Genomic DNA, 21674 nt, shown 5'->3' with positions numbered 1-21674 from the left:
CCCGCTCACGGGTCTCCTGGTCGAACTTCCTCGGTGCAGCCATATCTGCATTCTCCTGGTGAGATCACGGTCTCCACCAGTCCCAGGACGGTTCATGATCGGGCTCGGACTCGGCATGGGTATCCCACAGCCACTGACCATGTCCTGGGTGACATCGCTGACACCAGCTCGTTTCCACGGCACGACACTGGGCTTGCGACTGACCTCGAACCGCTTCGCGCAGATTGCACTCCCTCTCACTGTGGGTGCAACAGTGGCGCCTCTGGGCGTCTTGGGTATCTTTTGGGCGAACGCAGGAATTCTTCTCACCGCGATGGCCATCATGGTCCGGTCTGACCTCCGTGGCCCATCAGCGCGATGACGACGAACGAATGGTTGATTCAGCCCCACGAACTTTTGCGCGATGAAGTGTCCACGGATGACGACTAGTTGTCGGGACGCGAACGTCGAGCTGAACCTCTCCCACCAGGGGCGGTAGACAACTGATGCGCGATGGAGCCACCGAGCGCATAACTGAGCACCATGAACAGGCCGACAACAGCGGGTCGGTCACGACCAGGTACCGCCAGAAGGTGCGTGGGCAGCCTTCGAAGCATCAGCCCAGCATCGTCAGTCATCAGGACAGTCGCAGGTCGATCGGCTAACTCGGGAACGAGCTGGGCAATACTCTGGAACTGCTCCTCCAGGGCGAAAATCAGCAACCCGTCGGTTTCTTCGAGAGCCATCAGCGTCTCGATCATCTCGGAACCGTCATAGCGAATCGCTAGGACTCGTAGCCCTTTGCGGGTCAGACGGCGCTCCATGAAGTCGACCAGAGGACGCATCAGGCCATAGCCCAAGAGGATGACCCTCTCGGCACCGAGCAAGGCCTTGGCGGCGGCGTCGAGCGTTTCCTGCCGAACTGTCTGTCGCACGATCCTCAGTGCGTTGATCTGCGCGTCGACCACCGAATCCAGTTGATAGGCTTCAGATTTGAGCCTGACTCTGACTTCGCGAGATTGCCTGCGCTCATCGAGGTCCGCAACGAGATCTTCTTTCAGCGCGGGAAATCCTGCATAGCCCAACTTTTGTGCGAACCGGATCACCGTGGACTCGTGTACGTCAGCCCTGACCGCGAGTTGGGCCGCCGTGAACACGGGAACCTCTTCCTGCATCGACAGAAGGGTGAATCCGATACGCCGGTCGGAATCGGTCAACTTTGCCGGGCAATTCTCCAAGACCGACCGAAAACCCACGCGCCCTCCTGCCCCTCAGCTCAACTCGTCGAACTGCCAGAAATTACGCCCCCGGCGAAGGTGGCCGTACTGGTAGCTGCGAGTTCCATTCATCGTCCTGCGTTGCCACATGATATGCGCGCTTGAACTGGTCAAGCAAGAAACGCTCTGGCATCTGTCGTCTACGGACTCGCGTAACAGGGGCGAGTCATGCTAATAAAATGCGCCAGTGGATAGGGCGGTCATGACGTGTAGGGCACGACGCCCGGTGAAGCCGTCGCGCCCATGTAGGAATCGGTAATTGTCAACCGCCAGGATGTCTCCGGATTCGAGCAGCGTTCTCGGAGCGGCCGATGCCTGTGCTGCGAGGACGTCGATGTAGCGATCCAGGAGTTCGTCGTGGACGCTGCGCAACGGCTCGCGCGGCGCGGGCGAGGCGTAGTCGCCCGCACGGACGACTCGTCTGCCACGGCGGGTGTATTCGACCAGTGGGCAGATTCGAGGTGTTGTAGGTACTCCGCGAGGGGGCGCTGTCCACGCGCCGAAGAAATCGACGTCGACGGTAGTAACGGACTCGTACAGTTCGGCGTCTTCAACGGCCAATCGATCGATGAAGGTGTACCCATCGATGAGAAAAGTTTGACCACCCTCGGATGCGTGCTGGCTGGATAGCATGAATAGATAGTCTTCGTCTGGGTGTCGTATCGCTGCGGTGCGCCCATGCACGTCCGTGACCACGTAGGCGCCATCGGAATGCAATGCAAGGGGGCCGGATTCGTCGGAGACGGTGGGGCGGATCGGAAAGAGCTCTCGCAGTGACGATCCGAGTAGGCGTGCAGCTGCCTGCACCAGCGATTCAGGATCATTGGCATTTCCTGGGAGTATCACCACTCCATCTTGTTCGAACACCACGCGCGCGTCCGCCCACGCAGCTCGTACCGGCGTCACACCGGCTGCGAGATCGGGGCCGGACCCCTGACCGATTCGTCGGCCGTCGGCCGCTCTAGAAGCCATGTCGATGTTCGCCTTTCTGTAGATTTCGTCCGATGACCGACAGTGCAACGACTACGGTCACCAACCCGACTGCGGGGTAAATCAAAAGCTGAGGTGCGTGTGTGAGGTACGGCCTCGCATCGGCGATCATGGCACCCCATTCAGGTATCGGTAGCTGGATTCCGATGCCCAGGAACGACAGGCCGCCAATCAAGAAGATGACATCAGCGCACCGCATGCACATCAGGGTCACCAGGGGGCCGCGAATGTTGGGAACGATATGTTTGTACAACAGCGGCCACCCGCTCTGGCCGTATGCCATTGCCGCAAGCGCATACTCGCTCCCGAGCGCTGTGCGACTGAGGTTGCGGGCCATTCTCGCGTAGGGCGTCCAGCCTGCAATCGAAACCGCAACGACGACGGCGCCGATGCCTGGCCCCATCACCGCTGTGAGAACAAGGCCGAAGATGATTGCAGGGATCGCTACGAGGGAGTCCACGATCCGATCCACGCCGGCTCCGAGCGTTCCCCCGAGCCAGCCGGCAAGCACTCCTATCGACGTCCCGAACGCTGCGCACGCAACCGACAGAACAACAGCGAGTCCGACTGAATACTTCGCTCCTGCAAGCAACCGAGCGAACGTGTCGCGACCCAGATGGTCTGTGCCCAGCAGATAGTCACGCGATGGCGCGGCGAATCGGTTGGTGAGGTTCTGGGTGGTGGTATCGAAATGTTTGAATGAGAGCAGCAGCAACGTAGCAATGGCGACAGCTGCGATCCACGGTGCAGCTGGCATCCGGCGGCGCGTCATCGGCGCAGCCGGGGGTCGATGACACGCCGCGCGAGATCTGAGGCGATCGTCGAGATGACTGCCAACGCAAGGAGCACCATCAGCCCTGCTTGCGCGAGCGGCAGATCGGAGTCCAGCACCGCGGTGTAGAGCAACCTTCCGCGTCCGGGAATGGAAAAGATGACCTCGACGATCACCGCCCCGCCGATCAACCCAGGGAGGAACAAGCTCATCAGTCCGATTACAGGAGTCATCGAATTTCGGAGCACCTGCCGGAGTACTCGTCCTTCGCTGAGTCCGGAAGCACGAATCGTCGAGACCCACTGCTGCGCAGATACTTTCGATGCCTCTGCGCGTGTGACCTGAACAAATACAGCGGTTGGGAGCAGAGCAACGGTCATGACCGGAAGGACCGCCTGGTCGAGTGTGCCCCACCCGGTCGCAGGTAGTGCATGCAAGGTCACTGCGAACACTAGGACCAGCAGTGGACCGGAGATGAATTCGGGCACCGACACCGCCAGCCTACTGGCAGCGGTGAGAATTCGATCCGGCGCGGAATTCGGCTTCGAGGCGCACCACACTCCGACCACCAGACCGAGAACGCTGGCGATGACCAAAGCGCTCACCACCAGTTGTGCGGAGACAGACAGCGCCTGAACGATCCGCGGTGCGACAGGAATTCGGGATGTGTAAGACAGGCCCAAGTCCCCAGTCGCCAGTTGTTTGACGAATGTAAGATACTGCACCCAAATCGGGCGGTCGAGCGAAAGTTCTGCAGCGAACCGTTCGACTGCGGCCTGATCGGGTGACAGATCGGCGGTTCGCGATCGGATAATCGCACGCACAGTGTCCTGGCCCGTCAACCTCGGCAACAGAAACACCAGAATCGAGAACGACCACAATAGTAGGGCGGAGCCGACCAGTTTGCTCGACAGAGCACGTGGACGGGCCCCTTGGTTGACTATTGTCACGAGTAGCTTCCGGACAGGCGAAGTGTCAACAGCTTCTGTTCCGGCGCGTCGGATTCGAAGTTCTGCACACTGTCGCGGGCGACGGTGATCGACCCGGTGTGAAACAGCGGAATGCCGGCGCGCTGCTCAGCGAGGATCCGTGCTGCGGATGAAAGAACAGCCTGCCGTACGCCTACATCGGGGGTGTTTGCAAGCTCCGCGAGCAGTGCGTCGAAGTGCCCATTGCAGAAGTTGTTTAGGTTGAAAGATCCATCGCACGAGTAGTCCGTCGACAGATATCCTGCCGCATCAGCGAAATCAGACAGATAGCTGCGCGAGAGAATCAACAGATCGAGGTCGCCGTCGAGAATCGACGGCTCCAAGCTCCCGTAATCAGCCAGGCGGACATCGGTATGCACCCCTACCGCCGTCAGTTGGTCTTGTATCGCAGCAGCGACATCGGGCTGCTCGGGCCGTTCCCGTAGGTCCACAGACGCAGCTCGAGCGGATTCGACTCAGTGAAACCTGCTTCTGAGAGAAGCGCTTTGGCGTAGTCAGGCGACGGTGCCTCCGGGGTTTCGTTCGATCCCCACGCAACAGCGGGCCCGAATACCTCGGTTGCAGGTTCGCCGGCCCCTTCGAGAATGGAATCCACGATCATTTGTTTGTCGACTGCTCGCTCGAGTGCTTCACGCACGCGCGGATCCGCCAGCGCAGGGTTGTTGAAGTTGGTGAACATACTTATCGTGCGGGGCGCGGCGTAGCTGAAAACGTTCAGATCGTCGCGCGCTTCGAGATCGTTCATCGAGGACGGGGGCAAGTTCTCGGCGATGTCGACATCGCCTGCGAGGAGCGCCGAGCTTCTCGAGGATGCGTCGGAAATGAATTCTACGGTGACCGAATTCAGCGCCGGGCGCGAATCCCAATAGGAATCGTTCGCGGTCAGTTGCGCTCGGGTGCCCGAGACGTTTCCGGTCAGCACGAACGGACCCGTTCCCGTGCCCATCGGGTTCGGAGGCGTCGAGGTATAAGCCGCGGGCGAGAGGATCGCGGCGTTCGGGCTTGACAACCGTAGTGGCAGTATCGGATCCGGTTCTCTGGTAGTCACACGCACCGTGTCGTCGCCCTGCGCAGTTGCAACGATTCCGACGCCCTCGACCGCGCGGGGCGGGCTCACAACCGAGGTGACATAGTCCAGGGCCGTCACCACCGCTGCAGCATCCAACGGGCTACCGTCCTGAAACGTCACTCCGGGCCGAAGCCTGAACTCCCACGTCGTGTTGTCTACGCGCGACCATTCGGTCGCCAGGGCAGCAGTCGGGATTCCGTCGATTCCCGCCCGCACCGACGGCTCGGCAACACCGATCTTCGAAAGCAGGAACGCGTCGTCGGTATCGATGGCCAATCCGGTGCGAGGTTGGAAAGATGTCGCGATCGCCAGCGTTCCCGGTTCCGACGAAGAACTGCGGGAGCTGAGGCATGCAGTGGCCACAAGTGCCGATACGCATGCGCACGCGACCAGGATGCGTCGGCGCATGGACGATGAAGGCAAGAGGGCTCCGTTAGGTCGACTCGAAAACTACGTTTGAAAACTTGATCAAATGAGCCGATCGCGCAACTCGAGAAGTGCAAATCCAGATATGTCAAGGGTCACAATGGATGCCGCTCCGCTGCGGTTTCTTCCGAATTGCCCCGCAACGGTCTGCCCTCAGCCCGTCAGATGCCTGCCGATTCTTTGCAATCTGAAATAGGCGGCCCAAGAGAGCAATTCGACAGATACAGCCACAACGCCCGATCCCATTGGACGAGGGCGGATCCTTATTCCGCCCTGCCACTGTACAGTTACCGGTAGCCGCGCGGCGAAAGTTTCTACGACCGGATCGCATCGCGCGCCACCACAAGTAAACATCGACAATTCCAGTCGGAGTAGCTGCCGGCATGCACAAGGAGGACATCCCTTTGAAACGCAGCATCCTTCACCTCGAGAGCCTGGTGACACCTCGCCAAGCAGTGGAGGCTATTGAAGCTGCGGTGCTTTCAGGAATCCGCGTTTCTCATGATCCGCCCCGTCAAGTCGTGCAGGTGGCGCACGGTCAGCTTTTGCTCATGCCGTCCGAGGATGGATCGTACGCAGGAGTCAAGGTCGCTACCGTCGCCCCAGCCAACCCGCAATCCGGCCTACCACGCATTCAAGGCCAATATCTCCTGTTCGACGCGCAGACACTAACTTTGGTGGCAACGATGGACGGAGTCGCTCTTACCAACCTTCGTACCTCCGCGGTCTCTATTGCGGCAATCAAGCCGTTTTTGAGGTCCAAGACTCAGCAGTTGCGTGTCGTGTGTTTCGGATACGGTCCGCAAGGGCGAGCGCATATCGATGCGCTCACGGAAACTGTGGACACCACGCCTGAAACAACTTGGGTGGCAAGAGATTCGAGCCGCGCTCGAGCTTCCCTGGGGCCCGATGCATCCCTCGTCACGGCGGGATCGATGCATGCGAATCAAGTTGTGGCCGAAGCGGACATCGTCTTCTGCGCTACGAGTGCCCACCAACCACTATTCGACGGCGACCTACCTAGTGACGACGCAGTCGTCGTTGCCGTGGGTTCTCACGAACCCCACGTCCGTGAAATCGACGCCAGACTGATGCGGCGAGCCCATGTAGTGGTCGAAGACACCGCTACGGCTCTCCGCGAAGCCGGTGACGTCATCATGGCCATCGACGACGGAGAAATTTCAGCTTCGGACCTCATCGAAATGTCCGACGTCATCACCGGCAGGGTTCAACTCGAACCGAATCGCCCCACTGTTTTCAAGAGTTCCGGAATGGCCTGGCAAGACCTGGTCGTGGCCGCTGCAGCCGTCGACTCCGGCAGTCGCGACTAACAGACCTTCAAGGTCGCGACAAACTATTACGACGCTTCTGCCTCATCGGTTCGGATCCTGGACGCCACGATCGCGCCTGAGGCAATTGCTGCGAGTTCGCAGACCAGAACGCAAGCGAGAACGCAGATATCGCACGTGGCAATCGAGGTGCTATCCGCGTCTCCACCATGCGTCGTTAGAAAGCAAACACCGAGCACCGCTCCAGTAGCGGTCAGTGTTGCCGTGAGTGCAACAGCACCGTGGAACGCATGAGGCTTGCGCTTCGACCGAAACTGTCGGGCGCCATTGCCGATTCTTTGAAGCGACTCGCCGTCCATAACCTCCCGCGAAGAACAGCTAGTTGCCCCCACTGCTTTCGTCGCTGCAAATCCTCCAGCCAACACCACCTGCGCAATACCGACTAGTGTCACGCTCGTGCCTATCCGTTACGACCAACCCAGCAACGGATCGCCACCCAATAGGCGAGTCCTGCTGATGATTCGAAACTAGTCAATAAATCGCAGCAATCGGCCAATTGTGCTCCAGCGCGAAATCGACGGCCTCGTCCGCAAACATCATTTCATGCGGGTTGGAGACCGAAACCAGTTCGCCGAGAACGGCTATTGGGCGGTATCCCGACAGTGCCAGCATTCGCAGCATGGCCAAGTCCGGGCTCCCGGCACCCTGGGGGTCGACAACCTTGGTTACCATATGCCCTGGGCGCGAGAAGTCTTCAGGCTGTGCACCGGCCGCAGCTAGCTGCCGCGCCGTGATTGCACGGTCGTGTGCTGAGATCCCTGTGGTCGTGCCATCTAGGGCATCGACGGTCACCGTAGTGGGCACGCAACTGGAGAGTCCTGCGTCGAGACCCGACATAGTCGGAATGTACAGTTGATGCGCGATATGCAGTGGAAACGAAGTCCGCACCAACCCAGACGAATACTTCACCAATTGTGCCATCGAATGTGCGGTCACATTCGCGGCAGGAACAGACATACATACGCCGCTTGTCGATTTGCCAACCAGAACGATGGGCTCACCAGTTGCGAACGACTGGCGTACCGCGGAGAACACGTCCGAATCGACCGAGTAGCTCATGCGTGACAACGTCGGCGAAGCTGTCACGCCGACTGCACCTGGCGGCGAAGAACGAAGCTGGCCAGTTGATCGACCATCTTCGACATCGACTCCAACACAGAGGTATTGACGACGCGACCATCTTCGATCAAGGTCTTGTCCGATGTGTTCAACGCGATACCCAGAGGTGTCGGCCAGCCCCGGAGTGCATGTGTGATCTGCCGGAGTGTCGACAACGTATTGACCGCGCCCTGCCATCCGAACGCAGTCGCGACGCATCCGACTGGGACTCCGTCGAAGTAGACACGATCATCGGTACGGAGCGCTTCGGTGTAGTCCAGAGCGTTTTTGATCAGACCCGAAATCGATCCGTGGTATCCGGGCGACCCGATCACGACCGCATCGGCTCGGCGAAACGCGTCGACGAGCGCCGAAGCCGACGCATCCAACTCCGTCCCCGGATCGTACGGCGGCAGCATCAGATCGGGTCCGGCGAACATCTGCGTCTCGCAGCCTAATTCTTCTGCCCGGGCGAGAATTCCCCGAACAACCACCTCGGTGGAGGAGCCGATCCGAGTCGATCCACCCAAGCCCAAAATGTATGGCGTACTCATGTTTTCGTTTCTCCAATTATGTAGCTTCGGCGGCGATGCAGTAGATCAAAGCGCCGCTTTGTGAGTTTCTTTCATCGGTATGACGATCGCGAGGCACAGTACGGCCGCGAAGACTCCGAGGAATGCTGGTGCAAAGTGGATGCCCGTTGCTGTGATGAGGAATGTCGCCAACAGAGGGGCCGTGCCGCCGAACAGCGTATTCGAGAAGTTCCAGCCGATGGACATTGCTGAGAACCGCACGTTCGTCGGGAACATTTCGGCGAGTGTGGCTGGCATGACACCGGCCACGGCGGCGAGGAGCACGGCAATCACGATCTGACCTCCGTACACGGCCGGGAGCGCGCCGGTTGCCAGTATCGCGATCAGCGGGACCGAACCGACGAGGAATCCGATCGCCCCGATCATCAAGACCGGCTTACGACCGATGCGGTCGGAGAGTCTACCGAAGAACGGGATGCACACCACGAAGACGCCGAGACAGATCAGGTTCGACAGCTGTGCGTGGATGGTAGCGACGCCGACGACTTTCCGAAGGAAGGTGGGAACGTAAGTGAGGAACATGTAGTATCCCATCACCAGCAAGCTGATGATGAACATCGACTTGACGGTGGCGAGCAGCGATGTGGACGCGAGCACCTTCAGAGGATTCGGACGATCAGCGACCGCGGTTTTGTCTCGGGCAAATTCGGGGGTTTCCGGGACGCCGATTCGGATGTACAGCGCGACGATTCCCGTGACGGCGCCGAAGAGGAAGGGCAGACGCCAAGCCCACGATTCGATTTGGGAGTCGGTGAACGACAGCGACAGTCCGATGCTCACGAGGCTTGCCAATAGGAATCCGAGTCCGGAACTGACTTGCTGGAAACTCCCCAACAGACCACGCTTGTCGTTCGGTGCATGCTCGACGATGAATGTCGCCGATCCGGCAGTTTCCCCTGCGGTCGACATGCCTTGGCCGATCCTGATCAGCGTCAGAATCAGTGGTGCCGCTACCCCTATATCGTGGTAAGTGGGCAGCAATCCGATCAGGACAGTGCACACAGCCATCAGAACGATCGACCAGACTAGTACGGTTCTGCGACCGTACTTGTCGCCGAAGTAGCCGAAGACGACTGCGCCGAACGGTCGAGCGAGAAACCCGACTGCGAACACTCCGAATGTCAGCATCAAGCCGCTGGTGGATCCCGAGTCGGGAAAGAACAGCTTGGCCATCGTGATCGCGGAGAAGGCGTAGATCACGCTGTCGTACTGCTCGAGGACGTTGCCGATCGCGCCTGCCGCGGTGGCACGTGTGGAGTGCGTCGACTTCGATGTAGAGATCGGAGCATCTGTGGTCATGTCTTGTCGCTTCTGTGGGGAGGAATAAATCAGGTGGTGATCATCTGCGCTGATGCGTGGGTGAGAATCGCCCGCAATGCGGGCAAATCCGAGACAGTGATGTTGTGCGCGAGCGAGTGCACAGCCAATTGGACGAGGGGTTCGGAACCGCGGTCGGGCACCGGGACACAGAACATCCGAACCGATGCCGCTTCCAACAGTTCTTCGTCGGGCGGATCGTAGAAAGACCCGAGTGATGCTATGCCAGAACGCAGTCGGCGGTCGAGCATCGAGGTGACGGGCCCGCGGGTGTACGCTTCGATCATCCGATCTACCGCCGAGTGCGCCGGGCCCGACAGGGCCACAGACCACCCTCGCTCGTCCGCCCTCGATACGCGGGCGAGCATCTCGTTGCGTTCGTCATCCGACGGCGGCTCAGCGAGTTCGTCGAACCATGCATTGCGGGTCTGCTCGTCGGATCCGGCAAGGAACAGGGTGCCGTAGGGCGGCACGAAGGGAAAGCGCCGCCCTACCAGTGTCGTTGCTTCGGCTCCCCTGGGTGCGGCACTGGCGATGATGCTCATCGAATTCCCATGGCGCGCCATTGCGATCACTTCGACGCCGGCTTCGTCGGCGGCAATTTCCATGGCCGCTATTCCACGCTCGACGAGCTCGATCTGACGGGTCAGACCAGGAAGGGACGGCAAGATCGACACTCGCGGGTCGAATCCTCCGCGGCCTCCGCGGAAGAAAAGAAGTGGGAGTCCTCTGGCATTCGTTTCGACTTCGAGAACTCGACACACGAGGAGTTTTCGATTGCCGGTGTCGTGGATCTCGTTCACGCGGCAGTCGATCCACCCCGAGCTCCCCGAAATGATCGGCGATCCGGAAACCGAGGGAACCCAATCGATCGAGTCCAGGTCATCGGAATTCTCTGTACGAAAAACTTGCGACGCTGCACTGTTACCACTGGCGATGATGTTGACACAGAATCGGTCGTTGTCGGTCAACCGCAGGTAGTCGGGGCCGGCAGGGTCGAGCTGTATGCCGATCAACGGAGGAACGGTCGACAGCACCGCAAGCACAGGGGTCACGGCACCGATCGGCCTACCCAGGGCATCACGGCTGGTGACGACCGCGACACCGGTAGGATAATGCGCCATCACCTCCTCGAACCTGATGCGATCGACCTCTGGAATTCGGTCGTCGGCCGCACCGAGCGTGATCATGGAATCCACACCGCTTCGTACAAACGGATCCAGTTCTCCCCCATTATCTTCCGCACTTCATGGTCCGCAAAACCTCGTGCGCGGAGCCCTTCGGCAACGGCAGGCATGTCACTGGCAGTGTCCAAGCCGCTCACGGCTGGATCGGGCCGAGGCACTGCCGGTGGGTCTCCGGGGATCTTTCCGTGCAGTCGACGCAGATAGTGCCAGTACTCCATGTCGTGGCCCTCGCAGAAATCGCTTGCGATACCCACGTGATCGATACCCGCCAGCTCGACCAGGTTCTCGATCGCATCGAGGAAGTCCTCGATTGTCGAGTCGAACTCCCGTGGCAAGAAACGAGGGAACGCGTTCGCACCGATGACTCCGCCGTTGTCGACCAGCGCGCGAATGAGATCGTCCGGTTTGTTTCGCGCGCCGTCCTTGAACGAGCGCCGGTTCGAATGTGTCACGGCTACGGGAGATGTCGAGAGTTCGATCGTTTCCATCGAACTTCGGTCGCCCACATGTGAGAGGTCGATCAGCATGCCCAGCTCGTTGAGCTTGTGTACCGTTCCTACGCCGAATCTACTGAGCCCGTCGTCAGCCCGCTCGTAGCATCCGTTGGCAACGAGGTTGCGTAGGTTGTATGCGAGTTGCACGATTCGGACGCCGACCTCGGCGAATATCTCGAGCCGTTCGTAGTCGTTCTCGATCGGCGCCAGGTTCTGCCACCCGAGGATGATGCCGGCCCGGCCGGATCTGTGGGCCTCGGCAATGTCCTCGACTGTTCGAATCTGGACGATCTCGTCGCTTCTCTGCCGAAATCTCTTGAGCCACTTCGACACTTCGTCGGCAGAGTCTTCGAAGCCTTCCCAGATCGCCACCGTTGCGTTTGTTGCGGTGACGCCGCCCTTGCGTAGGTTGGTGAAGATATCCGGGTCGTCCCAGTTGCTGGGGTTGCATCCGTCTACGACGAGGTGGGGCAGATCGACCGTTGGGGAGCTCATGCGCCGACCCCAACTGCGGCAGGTACGGAAGTGAAGTGCGGCAACACGTCTCGGCCGATGCGTTCGACTTGTTCGCGGTTCTCGCGATGCGACGCAGGGATGTGCAGGTTGATCAAGACGTGCTCGAGTCCGGGTAGTTCGTCCTGGAGTGCGCCCACGCGGTCGATGAACTGTTCGGCCGTCCCAGCGAACCAGGCGCCGGACTCGAGGACCTCGTCGAACGACATGATTCGCGCGTCGCTCGGGACTGCGTCTCCGTTGCTTTCGTGAAGGGCGATGAGTTCCTTGCTGAACGGGTTGACTCCCAGCGGCGCCCCGAACTTGCTGTACTCGTCGTAGATCGGTCGAAGAGCCTCTCGCGCTTGCTTTTCGGTGTCTGCGAGGTAGCAGCGGAATCCTACCGCGAGGTTCTCCCCCAGTTCCAGGTCACGCCCGAACTTGCGGTTCGCTTCCTGGTAGAGCGCGGCGAACTTACCCGCGAATGGTGTGGGCATTCCGGCGATCATTCCGTTTATTCCGTTGCGGGCCATGAACTCGACGCCTCGCGGATTGCCGCTGGTGGTGGGCTGCCAGATATCGACCGGATGATTCGGGCGCGGGACCAATGTCAGTTCGTCGACCGGACGGAAACGGTGGGTTGCACCGGCTGGTGGTAGATCGTAGAAGCGGCCGTGATGGCTCCACGACTCCTCTGCGAAGGCTTTGACGAGAATCTCGACTTGCTCTTCGAACAATGCTCGTCGATCGTCGTCCGCGAGACCGACGGTCTGAGCGTTCATGCCAACCAGTTCGCGTTCGTGGTAGCCACGTCCGACACCGAAGATGAGGCGCCCGTTCGTGAGCTTGTCGACGACGGCGTAGTCCTCGGCCAGTCGAATGGGGTGCCATGTCGGAAGTACGTTGAACCCGCATCCGAACTTGATTTCCGTCGTGTGCTGAGCGAGCCACAGGCTGAGCAAGGGGATGTTCGGGATGCACTCGAAACCCTCGTGCTGGTAGTGGTGCTCGGCCATCCAGAACGTCGAGAAGCCGAGGCGTTCACTGAGTTGCGCCAAAGTCAGCGCCTCGTCGAACGCCGATGTCAGACGCTCTGAAGGATACCGCCGCTCGAACGGCATCGGACCGTCGAACCCGATGTCGTCTCCATCGATGACGTTGCCTACGTACAGAACTCCGAAGTTCTTGATCATGATTGGTTACCTTTCGACTCACGCTCGTCAGCTGACGCAGACAGAAAATTCAGTAGGGCATCGGAAAAGAGTTCGGGCTGTTCGATGTGCGGAAAATGGCCGGCTTCCGGAATCTCGACGAATGACGCACCAGCGATGTCGGCACTGAGTCTTTTCATCGATTCGACCGTTGTCCGGGTGTCCTCGGTCGCTCCGAGAACCAGGGTCGGAACCGCGAGCTCGGTCAGCCGAGCCTGCAGCCGGTATCCGTACAGCACCTCCATCAGTTCGAAGAATGCAGCAGCTCCGAGTGACTCGAAGGCATCGATCAACTCGGCCCTCCTGGTCGGAGTCGGTGCCCTGTGCAGCATCCCGTCGACGACGGTCGCTGCTAGTCCGGCCATTCCGCCCTGTTCGTACAGGGAATTCATCCCGCGCATCCGCGATTCGGCCACGTCGGTGGGAAGTTCGGCGAACGTGTCCGCGAGAATGAGCGACCGTACGCGGTGCGGGTGGTCCAATGCCAAGGACATCGCTTCGGTGCCGCCCAACGACAGTCCGCAGACGTCCGCCTCTTCGATGTCCAGTCGGTCCATGACAGCGACTGCGTCGGTTACCAACTCGTCGAATTCGGCTACCGGACGGTACGGCGACTCGCCGTGCCCCCGCCGGTCCACCGACACGACGCGATGCCCATTCTGTGCCAATGCCGTGATCTGAGCGAGCCAATCGATTCCGCTCAGCCCAAGACCGTTGAGCAACAGCACTGCAGGGTCGGCAGCATCGCCTGCCACGATCGCTGCTGTCCGCCCGGCCCACACCCGTTCGACGTCGACCACCTGTGACCGATTCACATTGCACTCCCATCAGACCTCTGACACTCGATGTCGACAGAAGCCCGCAGTCCTTTTGTCGACTTGTGTAAGAAGCTATGGCGGCGGGCAGCATACCTACAATCGACATGCTGTCGACATCAAGGCAACCGAGGAAACACTCTGGCGAACCGACTCGACAGTCACCGCATTGACCAGGTCATTCGTCCGTGACGCAAAACTCGATTGAACGTGACCGAAACGAGGTATTAACACGCCGGATCAGCTTCACCACCTTCGATAACGACGAGAACGGACATATCTGCAAGAAGCCGGTTGGTCGATTTGATCCACACGTTCTAGCCTGTTCGCCACCCATTCGACGGTATGTCAGTATTGGGATCGTTCTCTCGCCACAGTGCACAGAAGGGCGTTGCCTTGGAATTCGTCACCCTTCGAGTACTGATGGATCGGACCGAACTTCACCTCGATCTCGTATCGGCCGACGCGGACCTGACGGTTCCGGTCCGCTGGATCGCCTTCACCGAACTACTGGATCCCACGCCGTATCTGAACGGAGGTGAACTGGTACTTACGTCCGGCAAGGCAATCCCAGTCCACGATCCGCACGAAACAGACATGTATATCGACCGACTGATTGCCGCAGGGGCGATCGCGCTCGGCTTCGGCGTCGATCGTGTCCACGACGAAGTCCCACGCGCGATAACCGCCGCGTGTCACCGTGTGCGCCTACCCTTGATCTCGATCCCGAGCTCGACCTCGTTCGCCACTATCGGTCGAGCCGTCACAGAGATGGTCGCGGCAGCGGAACGCACCGCAGTTCAACGGCCGTACGACGCACAACGTCGACTACTCGCCTGCGCACGCCGTCCCGACGGCACGACCGCGGTCGTCGACGAATTGGCTGTCCTCCTCAAAGGTTCCGCCGCCCTTCTCGATCCAACGGGCAACATCGTCCACTCCACTCCGGCGGTCGACGACCGTTTCATCGCTTCGGCACGAAAACACGTGGCAGCGCTCCGACCGAAGGGTCTCGCGGCGTCGGCCACCTTCGACGTCGACGAACTGCAGGCGGCACTTCATCCCGTAGGTATGAACGGAGCGCCGCGGTCGTATCTGGCGACAGGATGGCCAGAGAAGACACGGATACTGTCGCGAACCGTTGTCCCCACCGCGCTGACCCTCACAACCCTGCTTGCCGAACAGGAGAACGTCGCTCGCTCGATATCGACCAAGGTTCACGATCACGTGGCCCGACTCGTTCTCCAGTCGAAAACCGACGCTGCTTCTGCTGTGGCCGATGTCGCGGAACTTCTCACCGGATCACCGATCGACCGCACTCGTATTCGGGTGGTACTTGCGAAGAGCGAGATGCTCGACCGCGTCAGCGAAGATCTGGACCTCAGCGGTTGCTACAGCACGTCGACCGAGTCCGAGTTCATCGTCCTGATGCCAGTTTCCACGAGCTACCAGCTACTGTCCGACACTTTGGCAGCGACGGGAGCAGCTGTCGGAATCAGCAGAGACCTTCGATTCGAGGATGCTGCGGTCGGCGTCGAACAAGCCCGGCGTGCAGCAGGTCCGCTCGGACAAGTTCGGACATATGACGAACTCATGCGCAAGGACGTCAGCGCACTCGTCGACGGTGAGCTCATTCGCGCGTGGTCCCGCGAGCTTCTCGCGCCCCTGGTGGCTGACAGCGGAGAGCTGGTGGAAACACTGCGCGCATACTTGTCCAACCACGGACTTGCACAACCCACGGCAACCCAATTGGGAACGCACCGTCACACAGTGCGTTCCCGCATCACGAAAGTCGAGACCCTCCTCGGACTCAGCCTCGGCTCACCCGAAGACCGATCGAATGTATTGATCGCCCTCAACCATCTGAACAAGTAGACATCTCCTGCCATCGAACAGCCGTCACATGACCTACACCGTTTTCCAAGATGCGCCTCGGCGACCGCTGACAAAGGTTGCCGGCGAGGATGACCGGGTCCACTGACAATGCGGCACCCTGCCTCACAAGACCATTTAGTCGCGTAGACGATCCAGGTGGCTACTATCGGAGGGACTGCCCCAGGTTTGGTTGACATCCGATCTGTGAGGATCGCTCCTCACGGTGGAAGGGTGTTCCCATGCCGAAAGCGTTCCCCGAGGAGTTCCGCCGCGACGTTATCGCCGTTGCACGCAAGGGCGAGGCACCGCTGCGCCAGATCGCGAAAGACTTCGGAATCTCCGAGGGCTGCCTGCACCGCTGGCTCAAGATCGCCGACCGCGACGACGGTATCGAACGCAGCGGGGCCATGACGACGGGCTCGGACGAGTCTGCCGAGCTGCGCGAGGCCCGCAAACGGATCAAACTGCTCGAGCAAGAAGCCGAGGTCATGCGCCGCGCGGTCGCCTACCTGTCCCGGGACGTCAACCCAAAATGCTCTTCCCCCGCAAGCGGGAGGTACCCCCACCGCTGGTCCTCGACCTTGCTGCCGACGGAGTTCCCGTCACAGTGACCTGCCGGGTTCTCGGATTCTCCACCCAAGCCTTCTAAAAATGAAAGAAACAGCCAGTCACACAACGGGATTGGGATGATGCGCACCTGATCAACATGGCCCGCGAGATCCACGCCGACGACCCCGCATTCGGCTACCGATTCATCGCCGACGAACTACCCGACCGCGGCATCGCCGCGTGCGAGAACAGAGTCGCGCGATTGTGCTCACAAGAACGACTTTGGTCCGTGTTCTGGTCGACCCGGGATCAATTACGGCTGGCGATCGTCACCTGGATCGAGAGGACCTACCACCGCAAGCGTCGCCAACGCAGGCTCGGCAAGCTCACCCCAGTCGAGTTTGAGACAATCAATCGGTCCGCACACGCGGCTTGATCCACTCAACCCCACGAGTCAACTGAACTCGGGGCAGTCCCCTGCTCAGCAGGGGTTTTTGGTGGAGCCTCCTAACGGGATTGAACCGTTGACCGCTCGCTTACAAGTATGTTGGGAGACAACCGAATACGTCCACCTGGACCCACCACAGACACCCTGACCATTGTCAATCGTTCAGGCGGTACCACCCAGGTTCATGCGTTCGTACCGACATGTGACACGCTCGTGACACCGAGATCCGCTCCGAAAGTCCCTCGGGACCGTGGTGAATCCACCTGAACGCGAGACGATTCGGAGCGGCTTGAATGCTCTGAAATGAGGCTTGCGTTCGATGAGATGCTCACGGTTCCAGTGTAGAGAAGTCCGATTCAAGAAGCTCAAGAGTGACTCATCTACAGAGGCCAGGGCCTGGCGCAGTTTTCGGATGACATTGGCTCGACCGCGAACGAGGGGCGGCCGCCACCGTCCGTAGCCATTCACCGGTCAGACAAGGAAATGTGTACACCGATGTCTTCAACGTCGGATCCAACCCGGAGAGCCCCCGCCGTCAGCAACGAACCCGCACGGATTTCAAAACACCAAGATGGCCTCAGCCGCTGGGCCGAGTCTCATCGGGCGGTCTAGGGTCGTCCTGCATGATGTCCGAATGACGAACTCGTTCTATCTAGGACCGCTCAAACCCAGGTTTTCTCCGTCTGATTGGAGAGACATCGTTTCGGCAGCTGCTGACGGCATCTTGGACGAGAGTCACTGGGTTGAACTCAAGAAGGCCCTTCCGCCTAAAAGTGCCGGCGCAAATACCGAGGTAGCACGAGATCTCGCATCTCTCAGTGTCGATGGTGGCGTGCTCGTTGTCGGGATCGAAGACGACAGGGGAAAGACCGGTGCGGTCACCGGCACCGACATAGCGGGTCTTGTGTCACGGCTTGACGCCGTTGCTCGAGCTACCGTCGCGCCACCGCTGACCATCACAAGTCAGGTTTTCCAGCACCCGGCCGAGCCTGATCTCGCCGTCCTGGTCGTAACAGTCCCTGCCTCCGCCGCTGCGCCGCACATGGTCGACGGCAGATACTGGGGTCGCGGCGACGAGGGCAAAAGAGCGCTCTCGGACCTAGAGGTTCGGCGACTCCTGGCTTTCCGACAAGATCGGTCTGACGGGTTCGAGACTCGACTGCAGTCGATTGAGGATGCAATCGGCGCAGAACCACAACGCAGCGACGCATCGTACTTTCGGATCCTCGCCGAGCCGTCTATCCCGCCGTCCGGGACTGACGTGAGTACGGCCCTGAACGGAACTCATCCACTGTCGTTCTTCACTGAGGCGGTCAGCGAGCACCTGCAGTTCACACCGAGCCTCCACAGTCTGAATTACGTTGTCCCCCACCCTGACGGTGTCGCGGCAAAATCATTCGGCAACGAAGACATCGAGGACGGTGATCGGCTATCCGTTTTGATCGGCGATGATGGAGCTTGGCGCGTAATCAGCGGATCGCCGGTCCAGCCATTGGGTGCATCAGGCGATCCCATTAGCGGAAGCCCGGTGTTCAGAGCAGTTGCATTCCTGGAGCTCACACACGCACTGCTGACGTCCATAGCTCATTTGTCTACGAAGTACGTGCCCCTCAACGTAGAGTGGCACATCGGGATTCACCTCACCGGACTCCGTGGCGTGTATCCAGTCGAGCAGCATATTCCAAGGTACTTTGCCGACTTCTCCCCTTATCCGCGGGACGCCTATCTGAGGACCACAACGACAACCACCGAGGAAATCTCCAACGCCGCATCCACTGTAGTGGACAGATTGACACGACCTCTTCTCAGAAGCATGAGTATCGATTCGTTCTATCTCCCGTACAAGAATTTGGCGGATATCCACCGGCGCTGATGGTTCCTCAGAGGATGATCGGACCAGCTTGAAGTCAAGGGGAGAACCATGGCCCGGTCCTCGCCGATGAGCCAAGTCGGGTCAACAGGTGTGACGGCCACCGAAGTATCTCGAGAGACGTCCCAATAGCCTCTCTGGGCGTTGTGCTCCACAATGGACAAATGTTGTGGGATGCGTGCCGCCACTGACGAACTTACGATGAGATGACGAAAGAGCATGTCCCACCGCGTCATGCTGGAAATAGTAGCTCGACGTCGATGTACCACGACCAGGGCGGCGTCGCTAGGCTTCTTGCGAGCTTCGAGAGGGGCCACACCGTCGAGTCGCTATGCTGCGACTGCAACAACGGTGCGAGCGTACGAAAGTTGCCGCAAGCATATGGGCAGTGGAGAACGAACGTGATCGGCCATCTCGAGACTGCTGGCGTTGCACTGAATGACACAACAGGAGCATCGGCCGAGGACCTGTGGGGCCTGTCCAATGAAGACGGAGCCCTGCACTTGCCGCTCGAGCACGGCAGCGGGCAACCCGGCAAGTTCGCCAATCTTCACCCAGGACGAGCCGCCCGCCAACTGTTGGGCATGGTGCTAGCCGTCCAGGAAAACCTCACGTTACTCGACGTGAGTCCAGAGCTAGCTGCAGCCTACTTCAGCGAGGACCCGACAGCGATCGAGCCTTACACTCTGCACGTCGCTCTCGCGAACGCCGGTCTGGCTTACTTCACAGGAGCCCTCGCTGCATTGTCGATTGATCCAACATCGATAAATCCTACGGAGGTCGCGAATTGCGTTGGGATACTGAGCCTGCCGCCGTTTCTCATCATGTTGGTGAACGGAAACACAGCCCCCCACAGCAGCGACTCGCATTGATCACTGGTTTAACTTCTCGACGGCCCAGACCTTCCCGAAGAGCGAGCGCAACGTGTCTTTCCCGATCGCAGATCAGCGAGATTTGCTGGTGGACCTGCTGTATACGAGCGTCGACGGCCTACCCGTCGATAAGGCCTAGAGTCCACTCTGCGCACCTGGGTACACAAAATTAGCGGCACACCTGAATTCGGCCGCTGGCGGACAGACTTTGGCACCAGGACAGGAACACCGACGTGCACCCGTCCGACCTGAAGCCCAAAAGTCACACCCGTGTGTGGTGGCAATGTCCCGACTGCCGGTTAAATGGCAAGCCGCGCCTAGCGGCAACCCAGGGTGTGATCCCTCGGCGTGAAACGCGTCGGCGCCCAACCACGCACCGAGACGCCTGGCAACTTGCTCGCAGAAGAATCTCTAAAATTGCCGCGCAGTGGCATTCTGCCGAAACGGAGGTGTCAAACCCGACTGAATCGATGCGGGCACATCCGACGACTATTGGTGGCGGTGCAAGTTCTGACAGCACGAGTGAAAAGCCAAACCTGCTCGAACGGGGACAAGATTCGGGTACGTCGTGCTGAGTAGGCTGGTAGCGCATTCTTCGAACACGTCGGCGCTGAGACGATGTTCGGGATCTGCCAATGCTGCTGAGATGCGTTCGTAGAGATTCAAGATCTACCTCTCGATTCCTCTTCTGATTCGCGTGTTTGACGGACCGTTAGAAGCAATACAACCAGGGACGTCGTTTACGCAGCGTCTAATTTAAGCGCTAATAGCTCTCCGGCGACAACATAGGTGTGGATCGCACAAAGCTCGGCCTCATACAAACCAATCGTCGCGTGAAGCCCCTTATTTGCTAGTTGATCGAGCGCAACGAAGCGCGTGTACGCAGTGTCGACAGTGGCTTTGAGGGCGTCAGACACCGAACCACTGGAAACCTCTTGCTTGATGTACTCGAACATTCGGTTGCGGTACGCTTCGTCACCCAACGACTGACCCGAATCACTCCTCGCCCCGGCGGTCCCTGGCAGGAGATGGTCTGCAACGGATTTCAAGATTCGACGACAGGTCACGGCGGCTTGAGCGAGATCCTCGTCGGATGATCGACCGTTCGGATCAGCAGTAGCGGCTTCCTTTAGACGCCGATGGACCGCAGAGAACTGCGCGATCACGTCTGGGGCTCTCTGGGCGAGAATTGAGTCTACTCTGGACCGAAATCTCTCGAAGATCTGTTCATTTACGTCCGCGAACGCGAGCTGGCGCTCCATGCGGCACAAATTTGAGAATAGGGTGTGACGTACTCTTTCCTTCACCCCACGCGCGAATTGCAAATGTTGCGATTCGTCTGCATTGCGGTCGGCACCATTTAGCCGGGCAATGAGATTGTCCAACTCGTTCAGCCCTACAGCGAGCACCTTTCCCGTGCTCAATCCTTCTTGGATCTGACGATTGCCGATGTACCTATCGTGCGCAGTCTCGTGTGCCCCCTGCTTCAATCCCCACTCCTCGGGGGCGACCATCAAATTGCGAATGTTTTCGGCGTTGGTCGCAGGTAGGCCGCCAAGCGGAGACAGCTCAAGACCGAGATACACCGAGAGCTCGCTTTCGCCGAGCAGTGAGGCTAGGCGACTTACTCTCCGAGCAGTTACGTCGACCGGTTGGTCGTCGATCTCATTTAGAGCCCGGCGGACAAGGCCCAGCAAACCATCAGTTCCAAGCTCGCTTGAGCGTCCACCTGAGTTCACCGCGACGATGCTACTCGAGACGTCCGACAGGACGGGGGCGATAACGCCGGAAGCGCGCTCAGAGGCGCGTCGAGTGACGTATCGCGTCGCTATTCGGCATTCCACCATGGGTCGGTCCCCGCCATTGATGGAGTGTGTCCGCCCGTCCCGAGCGGCGTGAAGTCTTGAGAACCTGCTGAACGCACGCGGACGCGGACGAACGCCCAGCTCTACGGACGACCAAGATTCCCCAGAACTACGGTCAGCAGCCACGTCTTCTGCAA

At 59.6% G+C, this 21674-nt stretch carries 19 protein-coding genes and 1 pseudogene; 6 read left to right on the top strand and 14 right to left on the bottom strand.

The annotated features are described in order from the left end of the window. Positions 1-425: 425 nt before the first annotated feature. From CHB96_RS27050 to CHB96_RS27025, 6 genes are all read right to left on the bottom strand, one after another. Positions 426-1235, bottom strand: coding sequence for a MurR/RpiR family transcriptional regulator (locus CHB96_RS27050; protein WP_089252179.1), 810 nt, complete (start codon positions 1233-1235; stop codon positions 426-428). A 192-nt stretch (positions 1236-1427) separates the two neighbouring features. Then, complete coding sequence (locus CHB96_RS27045) at positions 1428-2126, bottom strand: TauD/TfdA family dioxygenase (protein ID WP_176444523.1); 699 nt, start codon at positions 2124-2126, stop codon at positions 1428-1430. Between the two features lie 91 nt (positions 2127-2217). Beyond that, a complete protein-coding gene (locus CHB96_RS27040; RefSeq protein ID WP_176444522.1) occupies positions 2218-3003 on the bottom strand; it encodes an ABC transporter permease in 786 nt (261 codons plus the stop codon). Positions 3004-3014: 11 nt separating this feature from the next. Beyond that, positions 3015-3623 (bottom strand): ABC transporter permease, encoded by a 609-nt coding sequence (locus CHB96_RS29870; protein ID WP_176444521.1) that lies wholly within the window; start codon positions 3621-3623, stop codon positions 3015-3017. 341 nt (positions 3624-3964) lie between these two features. Then, positions 3965-4366, bottom strand: coding sequence for a periplasmic substrate-binding domain-containing protein (locus CHB96_RS27030; RefSeq protein ID WP_141136584.1), 402 nt, complete (start codon positions 4364-4366; stop codon positions 3965-3967). A gap of 11 nt (positions 4367-4377) precedes the next feature. Beyond that, positions 4378-5499 (bottom strand): ABC transporter substrate-binding protein, encoded by a 1122-nt coding sequence (locus CHB96_RS27025; RefSeq protein ID WP_141136583.1) that lies wholly within the window; start codon positions 5497-5499, stop codon positions 4378-4380. Between the two features lie 386 nt (positions 5500-5885). On the opposite strand from CHB96_RS27025, the gene CHB96_RS27020 reads away from it, so the two are divergent. Beyond that, positions 5886-6833, top strand: coding sequence for an ornithine cyclodeaminase family protein (locus tag CHB96_RS27020; RefSeq protein WP_089252168.1), 948 nt, complete (start codon positions 5886-5888; stop codon positions 6831-6833). 489 nt (positions 6834-7322) lie between these two features. Here the strand turns inward: CHB96_RS27020 and CHB96_RS27015 are convergent, their stop codons facing one another. Genes CHB96_RS27015 through CHB96_RS26985 form a run of 7 tightly spaced genes read right to left on the bottom strand, consistent with a single transcriptional unit; the run spans position 7323 to position 14058 of the window. Further along, on the bottom strand, positions 7323-7910 hold the full coding sequence (locus CHB96_RS27015; RefSeq protein ID WP_089252166.1) for a 3,4-dihydroxy-2-butanone-4-phosphate synthase: 588 nt from the start codon (positions 7908-7910) through the stop codon (positions 7323-7325). Positions 7911-7933: 23 nt separating this feature from the next. Further along, positions 7934-8503, bottom strand: a complete 570-nt coding sequence (locus CHB96_RS27010; RefSeq protein WP_089252164.1) for an NADPH-dependent FMN reductase — start codon at positions 8501-8503, stop codon at positions 7934-7936. A 45-nt stretch (positions 8504-8548) separates the two neighbouring features. Next, positions 8549-9841 (bottom strand): MFS transporter, encoded by a 1293-nt coding sequence (locus tag CHB96_RS27005; protein ID WP_089252162.1) that lies wholly within the window; start codon positions 9839-9841, stop codon positions 8549-8551. Between the two features lie 29 nt (positions 9842-9870). Then, the gene (locus CHB96_RS27000; RefSeq protein WP_089252160.1) at positions 9871-11049 is read right to left on the bottom strand and encodes a flavin reductase family protein; all 1179 of its coding nucleotides are present in this window, start codon (positions 11047-11049) and stop codon (positions 9871-9873) included. After that, positions 11046-12035, bottom strand: a complete 990-nt coding sequence (locus tag CHB96_RS26995; RefSeq protein ID WP_089252158.1) for a dipeptidase — start codon at positions 12033-12035, stop codon at positions 11046-11048. Before CHB96_RS26995 ends, CHB96_RS27000 begins: the two co-directional genes overlap by 4 nt. Beyond that, positions 12032-13225 carry an LLM class flavin-dependent oxidoreductase gene (locus tag CHB96_RS26990; protein WP_089252156.1) on the bottom strand — a complete coding sequence of 398 codons (1194 nt, stop codon included), beginning with the start codon at positions 13223-13225 and terminating at the stop codon, positions 12032-12034. The genes CHB96_RS26995 and CHB96_RS26990 overlap by 4 nt, the downstream gene beginning before the upstream one ends. Then, positions 13222-14058, bottom strand: coding sequence for an alpha/beta fold hydrolase (locus tag CHB96_RS26985; RefSeq protein ID WP_089252154.1), 837 nt, complete (start codon positions 14056-14058; stop codon positions 13222-13224). Before CHB96_RS26985 ends, CHB96_RS26990 begins: the two co-directional genes overlap by 4 nt. Before the next feature lie 345 nt (positions 14059-14403). Between CHB96_RS26985 and CHB96_RS26980 the strand changes: the two genes are divergently transcribed. The 5 genes and pseudogenes from CHB96_RS26980 (at position 14404) to CHB96_RS30470 (ending at position 20247) form a co-directional block, all read left to right on the top strand. Then, entirely contained in the window at positions 14404-15933 is a 1530-nt protein-coding gene (locus tag CHB96_RS26980; protein ID WP_089252152.1) for a PucR family transcriptional regulator, read from the top strand. Positions 15934-16172: 239 nt separating this feature from the next. Continuing rightward, a pseudogene (locus CHB96_RS26975) lies at positions 16173-16918 on the top strand (IS3 family transposase). A gap of 646 nt (positions 16919-17564) precedes the next feature. Beyond that, positions 17565-18803 carry an AlbA family DNA-binding domain-containing protein gene (locus CHB96_RS26970; protein WP_141136582.1) on the top strand — a complete coding sequence of 413 codons (1239 nt, stop codon included), beginning with the start codon at positions 17565-17567 and terminating at the stop codon, positions 18801-18803. 398 nt (positions 18804-19201) lie between these two features. Further along, on the top strand, positions 19202-19672 hold the full coding sequence (locus tag CHB96_RS26965; protein ID WP_141136581.1) for a hypothetical protein: 471 nt from the start codon (positions 19202-19204) through the stop codon (positions 19670-19672). 185 nt (positions 19673-19857) lie between these two features. Beyond that, positions 19858-20247, top strand: coding sequence for a zinc-ribbon domain-containing protein (locus tag CHB96_RS30470; RefSeq protein WP_089252146.1), 390 nt, complete (start codon positions 19858-19860; stop codon positions 20245-20247). Between the two features lie 165 nt (positions 20248-20412). On the opposite strand, the gene CHB96_RS26955 is transcribed toward CHB96_RS30470, so the two are convergent. Beyond that, positions 20413-21411: a hypothetical protein gene (locus CHB96_RS26955; RefSeq protein WP_141136580.1), complete on the bottom strand. Its 999-nt coding sequence runs from the start codon at positions 21409-21411 to the stop codon at positions 20413-20415. Positions 21412-21674: the final 263 nt, after the last annotated feature.

Origin of the sequence: Rhodococcoides kyotonense, assembly GCF_900188125.1 — a bacterium.
Classification (GTDB): domain Bacteria; phylum Actinomycetota; class Actinomycetes; order Mycobacteriales; family Mycobacteriaceae; genus Rhodococcoides; species Rhodococcoides kyotonense.
This window is presented reverse-complemented; position numbering and strand designations above follow the sequence as displayed.

Bases quoted from the DNA above. Each gene is read 5' to 3' on its own strand.
- CHB96_RS27005 (WP_089252162.1), bottom strand. From the start codon at position 9,841: ATGACCACAGATGCTCCGATCTCTACATCGAAGTCGACGCACTCCACA.
- CHB96_RS27020 (WP_089252168.1), top strand. From the start codon at position 5,886: ATGCACAAGGAGGACATCCCTTTGAAACGCAGCATCCTTCACCTCGAG.
- CHB96_RS27010 (WP_089252164.1), bottom strand. From the start codon at position 8,503: ATGAGTACGCCATACATTTTGGGCTTGGGTGGATCGACTCGGATCGGC.
- CHB96_RS26980 (WP_089252152.1), top strand. From the start codon at position 14,404: ATGTCAGTATTGGGATCGTTCTCTCGCCACAGTGCACAGAAGGGCGTT.
- CHB96_RS27040 (WP_176444522.1), bottom strand. From the start codon at position 3,003: ATGCCAGCTGCACCGTGGATCGCAGCTGTCGCCATTGCTACGTTGCTG.
- CHB96_RS26990 (WP_089252156.1), bottom strand. From the start codon at position 13,225: ATGATCAAGAACTTCGGAGTTCTGTACGTAGGCAACGTCATCGATGGA.
- CHB96_RS27000 (WP_089252160.1), bottom strand. From the start codon at position 11,049: ATGATCACGCTCGGTGCGGCCGACGACCGAATTCCAGAGGTCGATCGC.
- CHB96_RS26970 (WP_141136582.1), top strand. From the start codon at position 17,565: ATGACGAACTCGTTCTATCTAGGACCGCTCAAACCCAGGTTTTCTCCG.
- CHB96_RS27015 (WP_089252166.1), bottom strand. From the start codon at position 7,910: ATGAGCTACTCGGTCGATTCGGACGTGTTCTCCGCGGTACGCCAGTCG.
- CHB96_RS26995 (WP_089252158.1), bottom strand. From the start codon at position 12,035: ATGAGCTCCCCAACGGTCGATCTGCCCCACCTCGTCGTAGACGGATGC.